Here is a 20,132-nt window from a genome sequence, read left to right on the forward strand (position 1 = left end):
ATTCCCCATTCCCCATTCCCCATTCCCCATTCCCTATTCCCCATTCCCCATTCCCTATTCCCCATTCCCTATTCCCCATTCCCCATTCCCCATTCCCTATTCCCCATTCCCTATTCCCTATAAATGTTATGGCAACCGCAACCAAACGACGAGAAGAAAATGTAGCTGGAGATTTCTTTGTCGATCGGACTTGTATTGACTGCGATACCTGTCGTTGGATGGCTCCGCAGGTTTTCCACCGCGATAATGGACAATCGGCAGTCTACCATCAACCGGAGAATTTGGGCGATCGCCAAAGTGCCCTACAAGCTCTGCTCGCTTGTCCAACTGCTTCGATTGGTACAGTCGAAAAACCCCAAGATATCAAAACCGCTCAAGATACCTTTCCCTTACTCATCGCCGAAAATGTGTATCACTGTGGCTATCATTCAGCATCCTCTTTCGGTGCAGCCAGTTATTTCATCCAGCATCCAGAAGGAAATGTTTTAGTGGACTCTCCCCGGTTTACCCCTCCCCTGGTGAAACGGATTGAAGCGATGGGAGGGATACGGTGGATGTATTTAACCCACATGGATGATGTGGCCGATCATCAGAAATTCCACGATCGCTTTGGCTGCGATCGCCTGTTACATGAAGATGATATCACCGCCGATACCCAAGATATTGAACAACCTCTAACGGGGACAGAGGCGATCGAACTCGCTCCCGATCTCCTGATTATCCCGGTTCCCGGTCACACCAAAGGTCACACGGTTCTTCTGTACCAAAATCAATTTCTGTTTACCGGCGATCATCTAGCTTGGTCAGATTATTTACCACAATTAATTGCCTTCCGTCGCCATTGTTCCTATTCCTGGGATGAATTACTCAAATCCATGAAAACATTAACCGCTTACCGCTTTGAGTGGGTTTTACCTGGCCATGGTCGTCGCTATCACGCTCCTGTGGAGGTCATGCAAGCTGAACTTCAGAAGTGTTTGCAATGGATGGTATAGGTAAAAGGCAAAAGGCAATAACTACTGAGATGATAAACTAGAGTTTAGACTCTGGAAAAACTATCTGTAAAAATAAGGAAACGCTATGCGAGTTTTGGTAATGGGTGGCACGCGGTTTATTGGCGTATACTTAACCCAATTATTAGTGGAACAAGGTCATGAAGTGGTCTTATTTAATCGAGGCAATAAACCTGCACCAGTGGAAAGGGTGACGGAAATTCATGGCGATCGCACGGATGCCAGCCAAATCCAAGATAAGCTTGCCGGTGAAGCATTTGATGCTATTTTCGATAACAATGGTCGGGAACTCAGCGATACTCAACCCCTAGCGGATTTATTCGCGGGTAAGGTGAAACATTTTGTTTATATGAGTTCTGCGGGAGTTTACTTGAAATCCGAGCAAATGCCCCACATAGAAGGCGATCCAGTAGACCCGAAAAGCCGCCATAAAGGAAAGTTTGAAACAGAAAAATATCTCAGTGAAAAGCAACTGCCGTTTACCTCGATTCGCCCCACGTATATTTACGGCCCGTTGAATTATAATCCTTTAGAAGCTTGGTTTTTTGACCGTATTGTGCGCGATCGCCCCCTTCCCATACCCGGTACAGGTAACGCCATTACCCAATTGGGACATTGTTACGACTTAGCCCAAGCGATGAAGGCAGTTTTGGGCAATTCCCAAGCGATCGGTCAAGTTTACAACATTTCTGGGGAACGCTATGTTACATTTGATGGATTAGCTCAAGCTTGCGCGATCGCCGCCGGAAAATCCCCCGAAGATATCCGGATTGTCCATTATGATCCCAAACAATTTGACTTTGGCAAACGCAAAGCCTTCCCCATGCGCTCTCAGCATTTTTTCGCCGATATTCACAAAGCCAAAACCGAACTCAATTGGCAACCCAAATATGACCTTGTATCTGGATTAAAAGATTCCTTTGAAACCGATTATCTGGTTCAAGGTAAAGATAAACTAGAGGTAGACTTTTCCCTAGATGACCAAATCTTGAAGGGTTAAATTATGCCTGCAAAGGATATTTATCATGATGTGGTTTGTACAGCTTTGGTTAAAGACGGTTGGACAATCACTGACGATCCACTTATCCTGAAGATAGGTAAACGATCTACATTTGTGGACTTAGGAGCAGAAAAACTGGTTGCTGCTGAACGAGGCAGCACAAAAATCGCAGTTGAAATCAAGAGCTTCTTAAGTCCCTCTCCGATCCATGATCTTGAACAGGCTTGGGGACAATTCTTTTTATACGCTAGGGTACTGCAAAGAACAGAGCCTACTCGTTTACTTTATCTTGCGGTTAGTACAGACACTTTTAACACCCTATTTCAAGAGGAAGCTGGACAGCTCCTATTAGCAGAACCCGATTTTTGTATCCTTGTTTTTGACCTAAATAGCGAGGCAATTATCCAATGGAAACCCCCAATACAACTTTAGACCAATGGCGTGAAACCTTGGAGCAAATCCTGCAATATTATGCTAATCTTCCCTATCGCTATGGTGAAGTCATTACCTATGTGGTGGTCAGTCGGGATGGTAACCACTTTATGTTGATGGATGAAGGGTGGGAAAATAACAAAAGGGTTCATGGTTGCATTGTCCATGCTGAATTTCGCAACCATAAAATCTGGATTCACTATGATGGCATTGAAGATAGCATCACGGAGGAACTGGTAGCGGCTGGAGTTCCTAAAGATTCTATTGTTCTCGCCTTTCATCCTCCGCAAGTGCGAGAACATACTGGCTATGCGATCGCCTAATTTTCCTGTCGGTTGGGTTAAAAAAAGCCAAACCTAACAGATGGGTTAGGTTTGGCTGTGTAGGAGCAAAAATCTTTCACCCCATATATTTTTAAGCAGTGACTAGCTCCCGTTCTGGACGCTTACTATTGCGAATTCCAGAAATTGCTTCAGCATAGTCCGGAGCTTTAAATACCGCAGAACCGGCAACAATAGCATTTGCTCCCGCTTCCAAGACTTGCCAAGTATTATTCACCTTCAAGCCACCATCAACTTCAATCCAAGGATCGAGTCCACGCTCATCGCACATTTGGCGTAACTTGCGAATTTTGGGAACCACTGCGGGAATAAAGCTTTGTCCCCCAAACCCTGGGTTAACGCTCATGATCAGAATCAAGTCGCACAATTCTAGAACATACTCAATCAACTCTAAAGGTGTAGAAGGATTCAGTACGACTCCTGCTTGCTTACCCAACTCTCTGATTTGTCCTAGAGTCCGGTGTAAGTGAGGGGAAGCATTATGTTCGGCATGAACCGAAATAATATCCGCACCTGCTTTCGCAAAGCCCTCAACATACTTTTCCGGTTCCACAATCATCAAGTGAACATCCAGAGGTTTTTGAGTCACAGGACGAATGGCATCCACGATTAACGGGCCGATGGTAATATTGGGGACAAACCGGCCATCCATGACATCCACATGAATCCAGTCTGCACCGGCTTCATCCACAGCTTTAATCTCTTCTCCCAGACGGCTAAAATCGGCGGACAAGATAGAAGGGGCAATAACAATGGGTTTTTGGCTTTGGGGCATGACGATTGGTATTCTCCAAGGCGTTCTGAATTTCTATTATTTTAACAAAGTCTTTAGCATTACCCTAGCCCTGGGTCAATAAACCCAGTTTTCTTGCATTGCCTCTTGCCTCTTGCTTCCCCTAGCTTACAGCCTTAACTGGTTACCAATGCTCATTACCTGCCCAAAGTGCAAAAGGCTAAGGACAAAGGACTTGGCGCATGTGTCGCATATTAGCTGGTAATTCGATCTTCAAAGCTTGTTCAATGAAGGGCGCAGGAATCGGGAAATTGGGAGTAGCTTGAACTGCATAGCTTAAGAGGGTTCCTTGTTGGTAGTCTTGAAGATGAAGATAGGCAAGAAATTCCGAGAAAGATCCTTTAAGGAGTTCAAATTCTATGGCTTGGTTGCAAGTTTCCCGGATTTGGAGATAAATTTCTACTTCCACACGTAGGAGAATAAAGTCTTTGATTCCTTTTTGATAGAGTTGCTGGCTTTTGGGCAAGACTTGACTGTAGGTAATATCAGGAAAATAATTGACCCATTGGGAGTAGTTGCTGACTTTTTGCCAGCATTGTTGACGACTCAGGGGAAGATAGAGTTGAGCGATCGCGCTGCCCCCTCCCAATCCCCAAGGTTCCGTTTTCACTGAAATATGACCATCACCTAAAGACGCGGATGGTTCAGTATTACAAGCTTTGGCAATGCGATCGATCCATGCAGTTGCTTGATTCATGGTGAAGAAATAAAACGTTAAGTATGGGAAGGCATGGGATGGCCAACAATTTGTCGGTGATATTCCGATTCACTCATTAACTCTTGAGTGCTTTCCACTCGATCAATAAAGAGTTTGCCTTCCAAATGATCGAATTCGTGTTGGATAATCCGAGCTACAAAATCGGTGAATATCTGGCGCTGATTTTTGCCTTTTTGATCGATATATTCAACTTCAATTTCGGTAAATCGAGGCACTAATCCTCGAATTCCGGGAACACTTAAACATCCTTCCCATCCTTTGATTTGAGTATCCGAATGACTGATAATCTGGGGATTGATCAGTGGGGTGGGTTCCATCTTGGGAGCATTAGGATAGCGCAGATTGGGACGAGAGGTGACGATGAGTAAACGGTAAAGTTGTCCAATTTGAGGGGCTGCAATGCCGACACCATGACTCAATTGTGCTGTTTCAATTAAGTTTTGAATTAAGGTTTGAATGTGCGTATCTTCTGGGTTGGCGATGGGTTGGGCTATAGTTCGCAGCAAGGGATGACCTAATTGGTAGATTTCTGAAGGCTCTGTCATAAGGATTGGACTTCTTACAGAAGTCAGGTAAAAGACAATAGGCAAAAGGCAATAGCCCTTAAGAATATATGATTACTGCATTACTATTGATTGATACTCTATTACTCCTGATTGATACAATGCAGCAAATGTTTTAAGATTTGTAACTCTACATCCATTACTGTGTCTTGCTTTCAGTCATTGAGCTTCTATCTTATTGTATCTTAATTCTCGAAACGTGACAGAAGAGGGATATCTTACCCCAGTTTGACAAAAAAGGGTAAGTGATAAATTCAATTTAAAGGCAGAGAGATCATAAATTCTGTTCCTTGCCCCAGCTCTGAAGTACAAGCGATCGAACCTCTATGTTTTTCGACAATAATTTGTTGGGAGATCGTCATCCCTAAACCCGTTCCTTTGCCGACCATTTTAGTCGTAAATCCCTGCTCGAATATTTTCGCCTTCACTTCTTCTGACATTCCCATACCATTATCAATAATTGTGACAACAACACTTTTTCGATCTATGCTTAGTTTCGTGCTAATAGTGATGCAATTGGGGGCAGATTCTATCTCTTCATCAGTTTTTCCTTCATTACTTTCATCGAGGGCATCGATCGCATTCGCCAATAAGTTCATAAACACTTGATTGATTTGTCCGGCATAGCATTTGACTTCGGGAATTTCACCATAATCTTTTAAAATTCTAATCGCCGGGCGCTCTCCATTGGCTTTGAGGCGATATTTGAGAATTAATAAGGTACTATCGAGTCCTTTATGTAAATTGAACTCGGTTTTCTTATCCGTATCTGTGCGCGAAAAAGTTCGTAAAGAGGTACTGATTTTAGCAATGCGATCGCAACCGCCTTGCATGGATTCAATCAGTTTGGGGAAATCCTCACGGATAAAATCGGGATTTATCTCTTCGATCTCTTCGGCAATCTCTTCAGAAGGAGATGTATTTTCTTCATAGAGAGAAAGAATGTCCAGCAAATCTTGTAAATATTCTTGTGCTACTCTCACATTGCCACTGATAAAACCAACAGGGTTGTTGATTTCGTGAGCGACCCCAGCGACCAGATTGCCCAGGGTGGCCATTTTTTCACTTTGCACCAATTGCAACTGCGCTTCTTGTAGATCCGTTAAGACTTGTTGGAGATCGTTTCGTGCTTGTTGTTCTGTGTCATAGAGTTGAGCATTTTGCAGTGCGATCGCGGCTTGGGAACAGAGTAAATTCAAGATTTCAATGCGATCGCGGGTGAATGCACCACTCACTTGATTATTTTCCAAGTAGAGAATGCCGATGAGTTGCCCTCGGTCAATCAAAGGCAGACAAAATACTGATTGGGGTTGATACTTTTGGATACAAGTATCCCCTGCATAGTCTTTGGCCTCTTTGGCGTTGTCCAAGACGAGGGGTTCGTGCGTATTTTTGACGGAGTGGATGAGGGTTAGCGGGATGCGATCGCTGGTTTCGACGGGAATACTGGCCACTGACATGTCTTCTCCTGTCGCATGGGCCACTAGCATGAGGGTGTTTTCTTCAAAGAGCATCAGGGCAACCGTTTCAGCACCAGCATTTTCTTGGATGACTTGCATGAAGTTGGCAATAGCGCGATCGAGGTCAATTTCTTCACAGAGACTTCGAGATGCTTTCATGAGGCTCGCTAAATCTAATAGTTCTCCGGTGGAGGCGTTGGTACTGATAATTCTTCCTTTGGCGAAATTCGTAATCGTACTATTAGCAGTCAAATTTGAGGGTTGCTGTTGGAGAATGGGGGAGAGTAGTTGGGGATAGCGTTTCTCGAGGTCGTCGGTTTTAGCTTTAGCTTCCCACTGAGCGTAACAATAGTAGGCCTGCTGCATATATACTGAAGCCTCTTTTTCTCGTCTCCAATTGAGATAAAATTTGGCAAAGAGTTCGTTGCTGAGAGCTTCTTCTTGAATGTAGCCATTTTCTTTAGCACCGGCGATCGCCCGATCGTAAGCATCAATGGCAGCAAGGCGATCTCCAAGTACGCGCTGTTTTTCGGCTTCAATCAGCTCCCATTTATGTTGGTAGTTCATGGGGGCGCGAGCCGCCCAAGCCGAGAATTGAGTTTGGATATCGCGGACTCGTTTTTCTATCTTGCTTCGGGTTTCGCCATCGGCATCTTCCCAAATCGCCAAGCGAGCCAGAGCCTCATAATACCGAAATACTGGATAGAATGCCACAGATTTGAGGCTGATAAAATAAGGTTCGGTGGCTTCGGCATAAGCAATCGCTTCTTCTGGACGATCGAATAAAACAGAAAGCCAAATTCGCATAGTTTGGCACGTCATAATTGCACCGATACTATTGGTTTCATAGTGTTGGGGCAATCGAGTCTCCCAATCATAAGCTTGTCCTGTTAAGCAATGAGGTTGAGAAGATTCCCCGAGCAAGTTCAACCCAAATTGAAGCAGTATTTCAAATTGAACGAGAACCAGATCGAGACTAATTTGTCGGGTAAATGCTCCATAGACTTCGAGCTTTTCGATGTACTCTGATAGCGTATTGCCTGTTAGCAAAAAGATACAACAGTAACCAGCAGATGCAAAAACAGCCGACTCGAAATCTCCTACCTCTAAGCCCGCAGCATAGCATTCTAGATAGAGTTCGAGGCTATCTCTGAGAGGCTCGTGCCACAAACTGATAAACGTGAGAAAGGTCATCAAGATTTTTGCTTTCAGGGTTCGATCCCAAGAGCGCTCCTGATAATCCAGTCCCAAGCGACCAAATCGATAGGCCCCGTCTAAATCTTCAACAATATTGCCCAGGAGCAAACCATAGTTCAGATAAGCGGAAGCCGAAAAATTGCTATTGCCATGTTGCAAGCAGAAATTCATCTGCTTGGTAACAATTAATGGTGCTAAGGTCGGATTGGCATTGGATGCCGGGGCAAACAGCAAGCATAAAATCCGCAGTGTGGCGATTTTGACTTCATCTTCGATCTCGGGTAGATTGAGAATCTCTGCAAACGTATATTGCTCGCATAATTGTGCTGTTTGCGCCAAAGCCTGTTGCATGTCTTCTTGACTGGGAGATTCGGGAAACTCAATTCCAAAGAGTGCTAATAGTTCCAGTCCAGCTTCTAAAGATTTTGAGAATTGACCTCGCATCATTGAGGACTGAATTATGATTTCATAGAGTTTAACTCGATCTAGGGGAGATATCGCGTGACTCATTGCCTCCTCAAGCCAATTTTCCATGGTGGAAAAATGGGACTGTAAATAGGCAGCTTCGGTGATTCCGGTTGCTAAGTTCAAAGCGGTTGGATAGTTCCTCTCCCAAGCTCCCTCTCCTAGTAATTCATAGCCTTGCAGGCAATAATCAAACATGGCTTTATAAGCAGTCGCACTTTTGGCTTTTTGGGCTACTTGCCAGTTGAGTGTGGCGAGACGATCTCGTTCCTCTTGTTCGGCGATCGCTGTTGCACCCAAATTCATTTGGCCGACAATATCAAATAATACTTTTTCTTGTTGCGATTCTGGCGTATTGTTCCATAGTAACTGACCGATTTTGAGATGATGTTCTGGTTTTTGCTCCTCGGGAATCAAGGCATAAGCCGCTTGTTGGACGCGATCGTGTAAAAAGCGATAACCGACAATAACTCCCTCTGCTCGACCGTCTTCTTGCTTCCATTCTTGGAAAAACTTATAGGCTTCGCTCTGGGGTAAAATTAATCCTTCTCGCAGGGCGCTCCACAAAGCGGCAGCGACTTTCTCCGAAAGCATTTCGCAGGTAATCGCTAAGGTTTCTAAATCAAATTGATTGCCGATACAGGCGGCTAGTTTCAGGACTTTTCGCGTACCCTCCGGCAATTTGTGCAAACGTCCTGCCATAAATTCGACAACATCATCCGTCAGCAGTTCATCTCGAACCTTCACCAAATCGAACTCCCAATATCCCAAATTTGGATTCAATATAATTAATCCATCCTCATACAATCCTTTCAGAAATTGAGTGGTAAAGAAGGGATTTCCTTTCGTTTTTTGATGGACTAAATCGGTTAAAGGTCGGGCTAACTCGACCGAACAACTGAGGGTCGCCGCAACCAATTGATTGACATGAGCAACTGATAAGGGGGCTAGAGTTAGAGTAGAAATTGTTGTTTTTTGTTCTTTTGCGGTTTGCAGAGCGTCTCGGTCGGAAAAATCCGCCCATTCCGGTAGGTCGTCGCGTTTCTTTAATTCCGCTAAAGTTAACATCAACGGATGGGCAGGGAAGACTTCATTATCTCGATAGGCACCCAGCAGGAGCAAATACCCCATCCGATTGTCTCCTATCAGGACTTTCAGCAAGTTTAATGATGCCGAGTCCGCCCATTGTAAGTCATCGAGAAATAGGGTTAAGGGGTGTTTTTTGGTAGTGAAAACGGCAATAAATTTCTCAAAGAGGAGGTTAAAGCGATTTTGAGCTGCACTACCGGAGAGTTCGGGGACGGGGGGTTGTTCTCCGATAATGCGTTCGAGTTCGGGAATTACTTCAGTGAGAACTTGTCCGCCCTCTCCCACAGCTTTGAGAATTTTTGCTTTCCATTCTTGCAATTCGGCATCGGATTCTCCGAGTAATTGCCCCATCAAATCTCGGAAGGCGATGACGAAAGCAGAGAAGGGAATATCGCGATTGAATTGGTCGAATTTTCCTTTGATGAAGTAACCGCGATTGTTGACAATGGGCTTGTGGACTTCGTTGATAACGGCAGTTTTGCCAATACCGGAAAATCCTGCCACCAGCATCATTTCGCTGTTCCCTTCAGCAATACGATTGAAGGCTTCTAGTAGAGTTTTGACTTCTTTTTCCCGTCCGTAGAGCTTTTCGGGAATCAGAAAGCGATCGCATATGTCTCGTTCTCCTAATGCAAATGGCGCTATCTTCCCGGCTTCTCGATATTGTACTAGACATTTTTCCAGGTCGTACTTGAGTCCGAGGGCACTCTGATAGCGGTCTTCAGCATTTTTTGCCATTAATTTCATTACAATGTCTACCACAGTTCCTGGTATCGGTGACTGGCGATTGATTAGAGGGGGAGCTTTAGCAATATGACAGTGAACGATCTCGAGAGGATCGTCAGCCAAGAATGGTAATTCTCCGGCTAGTAGTTCGTAAAATGTTACTCCAAGGGAATAAAAATCGCTGCGATAATCAATGCCTCGATTCATTCGTCCGGTTTGTTCGGGGGATAGATAAGCAAGAGTCCCTTGTAAAACATTCGGGGTTTGAACGTTTTGGGTTTCTTTGGGCAATAGAGTCGAAATGCTAAAATCTATTAATTTAATTTTTTTTGTTTCCGGATGAATTAGTATATTTACGGGTTTAATATCCTTATGGATAACATTACTGTGATGCAGATGGTGCAAAATATCAGCCAGTTGAATGGCAATCTCCAGAAATTGGCCGATAGAGAGAGTCTTGTTTTTGTGGTAGTCGGCTAAAGATATGCCCCCCATATCTTCCATTATCAACGCGTAGCGGTTTTCGTAGCGTTTTAAGTCGATTGTGGAGATCGTTCCTTCTATCTCGAGAGTTCTAGCAAGGGCATATTGATTGCGAAACTGCACTAATTCGTTAAAGCAAGGATACTCATTTCGCATTAATTTAATGATAACGGGTTGCTCACTATCAGTATGCCAACCGCGATAGACAAGGGTACGATCGCTTTGATGGATGAGTTCGCTAATTTGATAGCCCGGAATATCCGGCAAACGGTCTACTAACATAATTGGCTTGTATTAAGTAATTGAGAATTTTTATCATTTATTTTATCTTATATACCTTAACCTATGTTATGTATTTTCAACAAATGATTGCGTCTTAATCGATTTAAGGCAAGGGTTGCAAGCATTTTTGGAGCTTCGATCTGATGTTTTTGCCCTGACTAGACTACAGGTAAACTTTAGTTCAAGGGTTTGTTCAAGTCCCGCTATTTTAATGTGGTCATGGCACTATTGCCTACCTCCGTGTCCCCATCTCCCCGTATCTCCTCGTCTGGAGTGTCAATGATTCCCTCGATAGCGATAGTAAGCAGCACAAGCGCCTTCGGAGGAAACCATGGGCGCACCGAGGGGATGTTCTGGGGTGCAGCGCGTGCCAAAAGCCGGACAATCATGGGGTTTCTTTACGCCTTGCATGATTTCACCACTGATACATTCGGTTGTCAGTACAGGGGGATTCGGATCGAGCCAGTCGGTAAAGCGCTTTTCGGCATCCCAAGGACAATATTCTGCCCGCAGTCCTAAGCCACTATCGGGGATTTCCCCAATGCCGCGCCAGGTGCGCGAGACGATTTCAAAGACTCGATCGATCAGGGTTTGGGCGGGTTGATTGCCCTCGCGACGGACGGAACGGCTATATTGATTATCAAGGGCAACTGCTTCTGTTTTCCCTTCTAACTGTTGAATGCAGCGATACAATCCCTGAAAAATGTCTATGGGTTCAAACCCCGTGACGACAATGGGAATCTGGTATTTTTCCACTAAGGGTTCATACTCGGTATATCCCATCACTGTGCAAACATGACCGGCTGCGAGGAATCCCTGTACTTGAGATTGGGGGGAGGAGAGAATGGCTTCCATGGCTGGAGGAACGCGGACATGGGAGGCGAGAAGGGAAAAGTTGTGAATTTGTTGTTGTTTGGCTTGATAAACCGCCATGGCAGTGGCGGGGGCAGTGGTTTCAAAACCGACCCCAAAAAAGACTACTTGAGATTCTGGATTGGCTTGGGCAATTTTGAGACAATCGAGGGGAGAATAAACAATTCGTATATCTGCGCCTGCGGCTTTGACACTGAGCAGGTCTTTGTCGGTTCCGGGAACCCGTAACATATCCCCAAAGGAACAGAGAATGATTTGGGGATGGGAGGCGATCGCGATCGCCCGATCGATAAGCGTCACTGGAGTCACACAAACCGGACATCCCGGCCCATGAATCAGGGTAATCTCCTCTGGCAACAATTGATCGATGCCATACTTAATAATCGAGTGGGTTTGGCCGCCGCAAATCTCCATAATAGTCCAAGGTTGGGTCGTAATTTCGGCGATCGCCGCTGCCATCCGTTGCGCCAATTGAGCATCCCGATATTCATCAACAAATTTCATAACCATTACTCCCCACTCTTCCCCACTATTAAAAAGGAAAACCCCCTCTCTTTTTTAATTTTTAATTTTTACTTACGCTTTCATCTGCCCTTTGCGCACTGCTTCCAAAATCAACTCCTGCTCTGCACGAGCGATCGCCCGTTGCACTCGCTCTACAGCAGGCATCTCGACAGAAATTGATGTCATGCCCCAGCGCACTAAAGGGTTAATCAACTGGGGATAGTTCACTACAGCTTGACCACAAATGCTACTTTTAATTCCTCCAGTTCGTGCTTGGGTAATACACTGCTCCAAAGCGGTTAACACCACTGGATGGAGAGCATTCAAACTCTGTCGATGTTGCTCCCACTGCTGGCGCTCCAAACCCAATAACAAGGGAATCAAATCATTGGTTCCCACACTTAAACCATCAATCCCCAGCTTGATATACTCTGAAATTTGCAACAATACTCCAGGAACCTCGACCATAATCCATAATTCCATCTGGGATAATTGCCGTCGATCTAGCCGCCTACGGATGGCAACCACTTCCTCAACTGTCCGCACAAAGGGCAACATTAAATGAATATTCTGATAACCTTGGCGATGCAAGTTTTCTAGCACCGTTAACTCCCAATCCAATAGGGTGGATCTAGAATCATTTATGTCACAGGCTAAGGTTCCTCGTATAGGAGAAGGCTCAAAGGAGTCAAAGGAACGATAATAAATAGGACGAGGGTAAAAACTCCGGGCTAACTCTTGTAGATTGTTCAACCATTCGGACATGAAGCGATCGCCATCTCTCCACCATTGAACACCTGGAAAGAGTTTGGCTGCCCATAATTCCGATCGCAATAATCCCACCCCATCCACATCTAAGCCTGAAAGATCCCCAGAAGGGGGTTGAGAGAGATTAATCCAAAGCTTTGTTGCGTGTAGGGGCGAAACCGTTTTCGCCCCTACCGTCATTGGTTTGCTTTCATCCTGAAGTTCAATCCGGTTAGGTGAATCAGGGTTTGCCCCGGTAATAATTTCTCCCGTTTCACCATTAATTTTAATCTTATCTCCGGTTACGAAGTGGCAGGTGGCTTGTTCAACTCCCACGAGGGCAGGAATGCCTAATTCCCGAGCCACGATCGCTCCATGGCTAGTCATTCCACCTTTTTCTGTAATCAAACCTGCTGCCCCGCTTAAGATCCAGGTTTCTTGGGGGGCGATCGCTCGTTTAACAATAATTTGTCCTGGAGTTAAGATCATCGGTTCGAGTTGCTCTGGTAAGACCAAAACTGGAGCCATAGCGACCCCTGGTGCGGCCCCTACGCCCTGGAAGGAACCTGAAGAGAGTTTTTTGTCATTTAGCGGGATAATGTCTGTAATCCACCAATTTAAGTCAGGATTGCCGATCCACTTGAGGCTGAAGCGATCGTACCACTGTTGTTTTAGGGCTAGGGTGCGATCGCCTAAACATTGGATTTGTGCTTCCCCTAAGCAGGGTTGATCGACTAAGGAAGAATCAAGAGTATAGGCACACAGGAGGCAGTCCTTACTGTTTAATAGGGGAGTATGCAGGGATAAGGTTGACGATTCACCAGAGAGTTGGTAGGCAATACGTTTGTGACCCAACTGTTGCTCTTTAAGCTGGTAAGGCTGAAGGTGAATCTGATAGCGATCGCCACTGACTTGAGGTTCACTCGCGAGATATCCCAGTCCCCACGTCGCTTCAATTATCACGTCCCGATCTTGAGTTGCGATCGCCCCACTCATGGGTTCATTCTGTAGGGGTTGAATGAGAATACCCATCCTAATCTGATTTAAGGCAATGCCTTGATATTGCCAGTAGAGCAAGTACTTATTGCGAAATACTTCGGCCCAAATTTGTTTAATCGTATGGGCTAAAGCGTCAGAATTTTTGGGACTTGCCCAAGTTCTCCACAAGCGAGAAAAGCTGTTTTGTTGATGGGGGGTTAGCAGTTTGGGTAAGCGGAGAGAGGGACGACAGAGAACAAAATTCCCATCCCAAGTGGCGATCGCCTCCAGCACCTTACCATACTCTGGCCAATCCAGAGGAGTGCTGAGGATTTTCTCCCGAATCCCTTGAGTCATTTGGTGTAATTGAATCTCCCAGTCTTCATTCATCAGATCGGTGGGCGTTTTCTGGGCAGATCGGGAAACCTTTACGCTCACTTGTTGAGTCAACAGAGGATGAGATTGGTGCAAGGACTGTAAAAATTGTTGTCTGATCTCATTCGGGATTGCCACACCCGGTAATACGGGATAGCCCTGCCGAAGGAGTTGGCTTAAATCCCAGATGCGATCGCCCACGGATGAGCGGTGTTGATCTTGAATCTCAGTGAGCCAGTAAATCGGATTCATGGGTGCAGGCGATCGCCAAATATCTTCATCTATTCACCTAATTGTAATCACTCTAATGGGTATTTTCGCTGTTCTAGTTTCCGCGGGGTTAAACCCATCCCTCAATTGCCCCTAAATTAGTTCCTGATGAACAGTTGAATTTACTCTCAACACCTCCCTATGCTTAACTTTCTTGATCCCCCTGTTTTTTAGAGATAAATCTACACCGAAATCATCCATTTTGTCTTCCTGTTGGCGATTTATTCCACAGACGAATCTTACTCAAAGAAAAGTTGCCAAACATAACCTAATATTGCAATCATTAAATAATTGTGACATTATCGTTCTGCTCCCTCAATTTAAGATTAAAGCTTAGAGAAGGTAGTTTTTGATCGGAGTAGCCTCACCCATGAGCAACCTATTCCAGCACCCAATTCATGTGACAAGTGAACGATTGTCTCCATCAAAACCCGATTTCGTTAACCTCCAATTAAACTCCTCAATAGTTCCCCCTTAATTTTTTTGATTCAGAAGGAACTATCCACAACTAGAAGCCATCAAAAACTCTAAAACCAACTCTGAAATCTTCTAGTTGGATGACCGAAAAAATGGGGAAACGACCGCCTTCTAACCCAAAAAAATCGATCTATCTCACCCCAAGGAGTGAGGATTTATGTTAATCAAAATTAGTCACATCACGTTCAGCTCTCCCATACACTGGGATCTGTTCTATCCGATTCGTCAACGGTTAAACTCCTTAGAGATCAAGCGTCCAGAAATCGCTAGATTGATTGTCAAGCTTATCCCCGCTCAATGTCCCTTTGCCCGGGATATCAAGCTGTTTGGACGCACCCTCGTCCACATCCCCCCCATGTGCAAGCTCAATCCCCTATACGATGAACTCATGAATCTACGCTTCCGTTGTCTGTGCTTTCTCGCCGACGAGTGTGGTGAAGATATCGAAGCTTATATCTAAACTCTCCTGCCGATTCCCCTTCTGAAGAAGAGTACAGACAAGTTTCTGTAACTCCTCTTCAGAGTTCAGGAGCTATGTTACTATCTGAGTGGTTCGATCGAGCTAACCAAAAACTGCGATCGCCGTCAGTGGTGGAGTAGACAGGAGTGTAATAGACCATGTCATCGGGAAACGAGGATGTGAGGGCAGAGGTCAAAGAACCCCATAATCCCCTTAAACCTATCCGCATTGGAGTCATTGGTGTCGGCCATATGGGTCAACATCATACTCGTGTTTTAAGTTTGCTCAAAGACGTACACCTGATTGGCATATCTGACGTTGACATCGAACGGGGATTAGATACAGCCGGAAAATACCGAGTACGGTTTTTCGAGAACTATCACGACCTTCTGCCCCATATCGATGCTGTCTGTATTGCTGTTCCCACCCGTCTTCACCATGAAGTAGGAACGGCTTGTTTAGAAGCAGGAGTCCATGTCCTGATTGAAAAACCCATCGCTGCCAGTATCGAGGAAGCCGAAAATCTAGTCAATCTAGCCGCAGAATGTAACTGTATTCTCCAAGTCGGACATATTGAACGCTTTAACCCCGCCTTCCAGGAACTGAGCAAAGTCCTGAAAACCGAAGAAATTCTCGCCTTAGAAGCTCATCGCATGAGTCCCTATTCTAACCGCGCCAATGATGTGTCGGTGGTTTTAGACTTGATGATCCATGATATTGATTTACTCTTAGAATTAGCCTCTGCCCCCGTGAAACAGCTTACCGCAAGTGGGAATAGAGCCTCAGATTCTGGATATTTAGATTATGTAACCGCAACTTTGGGCTTTGAGAATGGCATTATCGCAACTCTAACCGCCAGCAAGGTTACCCATTGCAAAATTCGCCGCATCGCCGCCCATTGCAAGAATTCACTCACAGAAGCGGATTTTCTCAATAATGAAATTCTGATCCATCGCCAAACCACAGCCAACTATCGCACAGAATATGGGCAGGTTCTCTATCGCCAAGATGGCTTAATTGAAAAGGTATATACCAGCAATATTGAACCCCTTCATGCTGAATTAGAGCATTTTGTCACCTGTGTACGCGGTGGAAATCAACCTTCAGTAGGTGGCGAACAAGCATTGAGAGCCTTACGGTTAGCCAGTTCGATTGAGCATATGGCGCTAGATGGTCAATCTTGGCATAGTTTAGAGTCTCAATCCTCCAATAATCTCCATTCTTCTATTGTTACCGTCTAAGTCGTGCAAAGGATAGTAACGTATCGGTTACTAATTGGTTACCGAGGGGACTCAGGTGGATGTGGTCTCGATAAAGGCTGTCTAGGTTCTCTTGGGCGTTAAAAATGGGTAAAAAGTCAATATAGGGGATTTGTCGCTCTTCGGTGAGGGCTGAAAGGCGGTTTCTGGCTTTCCATTCATAGTCTCTAGGACCGGGTTCTCCGAGTTCGCGCTTGAGGGGAGTCATGGCTAAGAGGACTTGGGCCTGATTTTCTTGGGCACAGGTGTGAATGTCCTGAATGGCTTGTAAATTAAAGCCCACCCGATCGCCTTTTTCGGCTCGAACTGCTGCCATTTCTGGGGGAGACTCATAGGGCAAAACGAAGCGGGTAAAGGCTTCAACGATACCGAGGGGAGGATAATGACTCGGATAAAAGCGATCGCGCCCTACGGGGATGGACGTGGGGGCAGTGCCAAATAGATCGTCAGTATTAATTAACAGAATAATCGCTTCTGCCCCAAATGTTCCATACTGCCGTAAATAGGCAATCTCATTACGCGGACACCAGGAATTGGCAGAAATATTCAGCACTTCCACAGGTTTACCGCTCTCTTCCTTGAGTTTATTACCGATCGACGTCGAGAGGATTTGCTCCTGATCTGTCCACCATCCACCATTGGCGATGGAATCTCCCAGCAGTAAGATCCGTTGAGTACCCAGTTCTGGTTGCTTGCTAATCTCAGGACTGCGCATCGAATATTGATTAATGGTAATCCGATTTCCAAACCGGCGCGTAGTTTGGGAAGGAGCGAGTAAATAGCCAATCTCTGGATCGACTTTGTAAATTAAGGGTTTCCCCAAACCGAAGAGAGCGCGTAGGGCAACTTCTAAGAAAGTAAAAAGGCCTAGAGCGATCGCCCCAATCAATAATAGAATTTTAATCTGGCCCATGAATTCGGAGTCTCTGCCTGATTTGACTTTTTCTATCCTACTCGATCGCCCTATTGGGTGATGGACACTGAAGCTAGGAACCGTTACCCTAGGGCTGGGTCAGTTTATTATACCGTTTACCCTTGTTCTGATGGAGGCTAATCGTCATGTCTGACTTAAATCGCGGCATCATGAAATTCAAAGGAGCTGATAACCCTGCGGTGATCGCTCTCTCGTCTATTGTTGTGTTAGGTGGGATTGCCCTTTTAATTTGGTGGGGACTACAATCAGCCTATGCTTTGGGCTAATTGAACTGTACACCATAGAATTTGTATCTGAGTATCTCTGAACCCGCCGCGATCGTTCTCAACAAGGACTAGAGGCGGGTTTTAATTTATCCTATAGGGCTTCTTCTTTTGATCGTGTTGAATACTAACATTAACCAAACAGAAAAAATCCTCGGTATTTTAGTTAACCTGAATTTGGGATAAACAGCGACTCATTGAACGTTACTGGCATCAGATCGAGTCAATCGAGTTTGCGCTCCGAGCCACCACTCCTTACGCGAGGGGTCTGGGGAACGCTCTCGTTCCCCAGTAGGGGGTTTGGGGGACTAGTCCCCCAAAGAGATCTCGCAATCAAGCCCAACCCATCATCATTGTTCCTTCTCCCCTTATCCCGAACTCAGGTTAGTTAGCATGATTCGACCCTTACTGCCACAGGAGAAGAGAGACAATGGCTTAGAGTGACTTCAAAACCGATCAAAGGCTTAAATGTTTGCGTGCAGCTCTTCTAAATTAAAATTAGACTGAACCACTTCACCATCCCTAAACCAAATAACGCGGTTGGTGAGTCGAGCCACATCCGGTTCGTGGGTAACCATCACAACCGTCATGCCATTGCGGTTAAGTTGGGTAAAAATATTCATCACTTCTTCAGTCGTTTTAGTGTCTAATGCACCCGTTGGTTCGTCTGCAAGCAAGACAACAGGACGATTGACAATAGCTCTAGCGATCGCCACCCGTTGCTGTTGTCCTCCAGAGAGTTGATTGGGTTTATTTTTCATCCGATTTTCTAAACCCACTTGCTTTAAGGCTTCCGCCGCTCGTTCTTGACGTTCGCGCCCTTTAATTCCAGCATAAACCATGGGCAACATCACATTTTCTAGGGCGGTTAATTGGGCTAATAAATGAAATTGCTGAAATACAAACCCCAGTTTTTGATTGCGAATGCTTGCCAGTTCCTGTTTGGGCAACTGAGCCACATCTGTACCATCTAAATAATAGTGTCCTGTCGTGGGACGGTCTAAACAGCCAATAATATTCATGGCGGTGGATTTTCCAGAGCCGGAAGGCCCCATAATCGAGCAATATTCCCCCGATTTAATCGTCAAACTCACATCAGCGATCGCCTGAACTTCCACATCGCCCATTTTATAGACTTTTGAGATTTGTTCTAAGCGAATAATATCTTTTTTTTCTAATTCCTGATTCATGGATTTTATCTTCTCTATTTAAGCACTACGCAAAGCAACAATGGGGTCAAGTTTAGCTGCTTGTCGGGCGGGAAATACACCAAAGAATAAGCCAATAGTTCCAGAAACACCCACGGCTGTAGCAATAGCAAGTAGGGAAACTTCTGCGTCTAAAGCAGTTAAGCTACTAATGACCCAAATGCCACTAATGCCCAATCCCGTGCCAATTAATCCGCCCATAACCGATAAAATAATCGCTTCGATCATAAACTGAATTAAGATATCTTGCTCTGATGCTCCGATCGCCTTTCTTAACCCAATTTCTTGAGTTCGTTCGGTCACGGACACCAGCATAATATTCATAATGCCAATGCCACCCACCAGCAAGGAGATACCAGAAATTGCCGCCAGTAGGATAGTTAAGGCTCCGGTAATACTGCCTAAAATATTCATTAATTCCTTCTGGGAGCGCACCGTAAAGTCATCTTCATCGGTAATGTTATGCCGGAAACGCAGCAAGTTTTCAATCTGGAACTTGGCTGCATTCATGCGATCTTCGGTCTCAATGGAAATAGAAATTGAACCCACCTGCGTCCCATAGGGGGAAGTATTCCCGCTAATGCGGTTCGTCAGGGTTGAGAGGGGAATATAGGCTGCCATATCCATGTTATCGCCAAAGGATGAACCCTTGGGTTGCATCACGCCAATAATGCGAAAACTAATCGATTTTAAGCGTATGGTTTCTCCGACTGGATTGCGATTTCCAAATAAGCTGGTGGCTAACTCCGATCCAATGGCAACCACCGTTTCTCGACGCTTGATATCTAATTCATTCAAAAAGCGACCGTTGGCGATCTCTAAGCTGCGTACCGTAAGGAATTCTGGGGTTGTTCCGGTAATGGAAATGGCCACATTATTCCCTTGGTAACTAATTGTTTCCCTCACGCTTAACCTGGGAGCAACTGCTTCTACTGAGGGGACTTGTTCGGCGATCGCCTCGGCATCCTCTAGGACTAAGGTTTGGGGAGGAACAATGCTCCGTCTCTGGGCATTGGGATTTCCCGGTATGACAAATAAAACATTGGGGCCTAAAGAACCGACTTGGTTGGTGACATAGTTTTGGGTTCCTTCACCAACGCCAATCATGGCAATAACAGACGAGTTACCAATAATAATGCCCAGCATGGTTAGGGTGCTGCGCATTTTATTCCCGAGGAGGGTTTTACCCGCAATTTTGATGCTCTCTAGGATATCCATAATC

The 20,132-nt window shown here is 45.2% G+C and carries 16 protein-coding genes; 7 read left to right on the top strand and 9 right to left on the bottom strand.

Features of this window, described 5'->3' with window-relative positions; all coding sequences use genetic code 11:
• The first annotated feature begins 128 nt into the window (after positions 1-128).
• The 4 genes from J7545_RS22245 to J7545_RS22260 all read left to right on the top strand — a co-directional run bounded on the left by J7545_RS22245 (position 129) and on the right by J7545_RS22260 (position 2,768).
• Positions 129-995: an MBL fold metallo-hydrolase gene (locus J7545_RS22245; protein ID WP_318700099.1), complete on the top strand. Its 867-nt coding sequence runs from the start codon at positions 129-131 to the stop codon at positions 993-995.
• A gap of 85 nt (positions 996-1,080) precedes the next feature.
• A complete protein-coding gene (locus J7545_RS22250; protein ID WP_318700098.1) occupies positions 1,081-2,013 on the top strand; it encodes an NAD-dependent epimerase/dehydratase family protein in 933 nt (310 codons plus the stop codon).
• A 3-nt stretch (positions 2,014-2,016) separates the two neighbouring features.
• The gene (locus J7545_RS22255) at positions 2,017-2,445 is read left to right on the top strand and encodes an element excision factor XisH family protein (RefSeq protein WP_318700097.1); all 429 of its coding nucleotides are present in this window, start codon (positions 2,017-2,019) and stop codon (positions 2,443-2,445) included.
• Positions 2,421-2,768 carry a XisI protein gene (locus tag J7545_RS22260; RefSeq protein ID WP_318700096.1) on the top strand — a complete coding sequence of 116 codons (348 nt, stop codon included), beginning with the start codon at positions 2,421-2,423 and terminating at the stop codon, positions 2,766-2,768. Before J7545_RS22255 ends, J7545_RS22260 begins: the two co-directional genes overlap by 25 nt.
• Before the next feature lie 91 nt (positions 2,769-2,859).
• On the opposite strand, the gene rpe is transcribed toward J7545_RS22260, so the two are convergent.
• The 6 genes from rpe to J7545_RS22290 form a co-directional block, all read right to left on the bottom strand.
• Entirely contained in the window at positions 2,860-3,561 is a 702-nt protein-coding gene (rpe, locus tag J7545_RS22265; protein ID WP_271939130.1) for a ribulose-phosphate 3-epimerase, read from the bottom strand.
• Positions 3,562-3,739: 178 nt separating this feature from the next.
• The gene (locus tag J7545_RS22270; RefSeq protein ID WP_318700095.1) at positions 3,740-4,276 is read right to left on the bottom strand and encodes an SRPBCC family protein; all 537 of its coding nucleotides are present in this window, start codon (positions 4,274-4,276) and stop codon (positions 3,740-3,742) included.
• A gap of 17 nt (positions 4,277-4,293) precedes the next feature.
• On the bottom strand, positions 4,294-4,842 hold the full coding sequence (gene def, locus J7545_RS22275; protein WP_318700094.1) for a peptide deformylase: 549 nt from the start codon (positions 4,840-4,842) through the stop codon (positions 4,294-4,296).
• Between the two features lie 272 nt (positions 4,843-5,114).
• Positions 5,115-10,562: an AAA family ATPase gene (locus J7545_RS22280; RefSeq protein WP_318700093.1), complete on the bottom strand. Its 5,448-nt coding sequence runs from the start codon at positions 10,560-10,562 to the stop codon at positions 5,115-5,117.
• 276 nt (positions 10,563-10,838) lie between these two features.
• Entirely contained in the window at positions 10,839-11,939 is a 1,101-nt protein-coding gene (gene hypD / locus J7545_RS22285) for a hydrogenase formation protein HypD (protein WP_318700092.1), read from the bottom strand.
• 72 nt (positions 11,940-12,011) lie between these two features.
• A complete protein-coding gene (locus J7545_RS22290; protein ID WP_318700091.1) occupies positions 12,012-14,291 on the bottom strand; it encodes a putative PEP-binding protein in 2,280 nt (759 codons plus the stop codon).
• 652 nt (positions 14,292-14,943) lie between these two features.
• Here J7545_RS22290 and J7545_RS22295 point away from each other — a divergent pair.
• The gene (locus tag J7545_RS22295; protein ID WP_318700090.1) at positions 14,944-15,246 is read left to right on the top strand and encodes a Mo-dependent nitrogenase C-terminal domain-containing protein; all 303 of its coding nucleotides are present in this window, start codon (positions 14,944-14,946) and stop codon (positions 15,244-15,246) included.
• 158 nt (positions 15,247-15,404) lie between these two features.
• Positions 15,405-16,487, top strand: coding sequence for a Gfo/Idh/MocA family oxidoreductase (locus J7545_RS22300; RefSeq protein ID WP_318700089.1), 1,083 nt, complete (start codon positions 15,405-15,407; stop codon positions 16,485-16,487).
• On the opposite strand, the gene J7545_RS22305 is transcribed toward J7545_RS22300, so the two are convergent.
• Positions 16,477-17,418, bottom strand: coding sequence for an SGNH/GDSL hydrolase family protein (locus J7545_RS22305; RefSeq protein WP_318700088.1), 942 nt, complete (start codon positions 17,416-17,418; stop codon positions 16,477-16,479). The genes J7545_RS22300 and J7545_RS22305 overlap by 11 nt on opposite strands.
• 146 nt (positions 17,419-17,564) lie before the next feature.
• On the opposite strand from J7545_RS22305, the gene J7545_RS22310 reads away from it, so the two are divergent.
• Entirely contained in the window at positions 17,565-17,705 is a 141-nt protein-coding gene (locus tag J7545_RS22310; RefSeq protein WP_318700087.1) for a hypothetical protein, read from the top strand.
• Between the two features lie 461 nt (positions 17,706-18,166).
• Here the strand turns inward: J7545_RS22310 and J7545_RS22315 are convergent, their stop codons facing one another.
• Positions 18,167-18,892, bottom strand: coding sequence for an ABC transporter ATP-binding protein (locus J7545_RS22315; RefSeq protein WP_271943172.1), 726 nt, complete (start codon positions 18,890-18,892; stop codon positions 18,167-18,169).
• A gap of 18 nt (positions 18,893-18,910) precedes the next feature.
• A complete protein-coding gene (locus J7545_RS22320; RefSeq protein ID WP_318700086.1) occupies positions 18,911-20,128 on the bottom strand; it encodes an ABC transporter permease in 1,218 nt (405 codons plus the stop codon).
• Positions 20,129-20,132 lie beyond the last annotated feature (4 nt).

Source organism: Roseofilum sp. SBFL (genome assembly GCF_017746885.1).
In the GTDB taxonomy this organism is placed as follows: Bacteria; Cyanobacteriota; Cyanobacteriia; order Cyanobacteriales; family Desertifilaceae; genus Roseofilum.

Coding starts and splice junctions, on each gene's coding strand:
- J7545_RS22245 (WP_318700099.1), top strand. CDS start 129: ATGGCAACCGCAACCAAACGACGAGAAGAAAATGTAGCTGGAGATTTC.
- J7545_RS22250 (WP_318700098.1), top strand. CDS start 1,081: ATGCGAGTTTTGGTAATGGGTGGCACGCGGTTTATTGGCGTATACTTA.
- J7545_RS22255 (WP_318700097.1), top strand. CDS start 2,017: ATGCCTGCAAAGGATATTTATCATGATGTGGTTTGTACAGCTTTGGTT.
- J7545_RS22260 (WP_318700096.1), top strand. CDS start 2,421: ATGGAAACCCCCAATACAACTTTAGACCAATGGCGTGAAACCTTGGAG.
- rpe (WP_271939130.1), bottom strand. CDS start 3,561: ATGCCCCAAAGCCAAAAACCCATTGTTATTGCCCCTTCTATCTTGTCC.
- J7545_RS22270 (WP_318700095.1), bottom strand. CDS start 4,276: ATGAATCAAGCAACTGCATGGATCGATCGCATTGCCAAAGCTTGTAAT.
- def (WP_318700094.1), bottom strand. CDS start 4,842: ATGACAGAGCCTTCAGAAATCTACCAATTAGGTCATCCCTTGCTGCGA.
- J7545_RS22280 (WP_318700093.1), bottom strand. CDS start 10,562: ATGTTAGTAGACCGTTTGCCGGATATTCCGGGCTATCAAATTAGCGAA.
- hypD (WP_318700092.1), bottom strand. CDS start 11,939: ATGAAATTTGTTGATGAATATCGGGATGCTCAATTGGCGCAACGGATG.
- J7545_RS22290 (WP_318700091.1), bottom strand. CDS start 14,291: ATGAATCCGATTTACTGGCTCACTGAGATTCAAGATCAACACCGCTCA.
- J7545_RS22295 (WP_318700090.1), top strand. CDS start 14,944: ATGTTAATCAAAATTAGTCACATCACGTTCAGCTCTCCCATACACTGG.
- J7545_RS22300 (WP_318700089.1), top strand. CDS start 15,405: ATGTCATCGGGAAACGAGGATGTGAGGGCAGAGGTCAAAGAACCCCAT.
- J7545_RS22305 (WP_318700088.1), bottom strand. CDS start 17,418: ATGGGCCAGATTAAAATTCTATTATTGATTGGGGCGATCGCTCTAGGC.
- J7545_RS22310 (WP_318700087.1), top strand. CDS start 17,565: ATGTCTGACTTAAATCGCGGCATCATGAAATTCAAAGGAGCTGATAAC.
- J7545_RS22315 (WP_271943172.1), bottom strand. CDS start 18,892: ATGAATCAGGAATTAGAAAAAAAAGATATTATTCGCTTAGAACAAATC.
- J7545_RS22320 (WP_318700086.1), bottom strand. CDS start 20,128: ATGGATATCCTAGAGAGCATCAAAATTGCGGGTAAAACCCTCCTCGGG.